This window comes from Marinobacter sp. UBA2498 (assembly GCF_002341575.1).
GTDB classification, from domain to species: Bacteria; Pseudomonadota; Gammaproteobacteria; order Pseudomonadales; family Oleiphilaceae; genus Marinobacter; species Marinobacter manganoxydans.
In genome coordinates this window covers 328-642 of record NZ_DDOI01000059.1, presented here as the reverse complement: position 1 = coordinate 642, position 315 = coordinate 328, and the positions used below count along the sequence as shown (strand labels likewise).

Here is a 315-nt window from a genome sequence, read left to right as displayed (position 1 = left end):
CAATGTGCTGGTGGCCATCTTCAGTGAACAGGAAAGCCAGGCGGTGTATGTGCTCAAGAAACAGAGCATTGCCCGCATTGATGTGGTCAACTTTGTTTCCCACGGCATTTCCAGGGTTCAGGGCGCAGAAGATCAGGAAAGTCACGATCAGGCGTCCCACGAGGAGGCTGGCGAGGAAGGCGGACAATCCAAGCCGCTTGAAAGCTACGCCACCAACCTGAACGAGCAGGCCCGTCAGGGCCGCATTGATCCGCTGATCGGCCGTGAACACGAAGTCGAGCGGGTGGTGCAGATCCTTGTACGCCGCCGGAAGAA

1 pseudogene is annotated in these 315 nt (G+C 57.8%); it reads left to right on the top strand.

Annotation, left to right across the window (positions count from 1 at the left end):
• A pseudogene (gene clpA, locus B2W52_RS07175) lies at window positions 1-315 on the top strand (ATP-dependent Clp protease ATP-binding subunit ClpA); the annotation flags it as partial.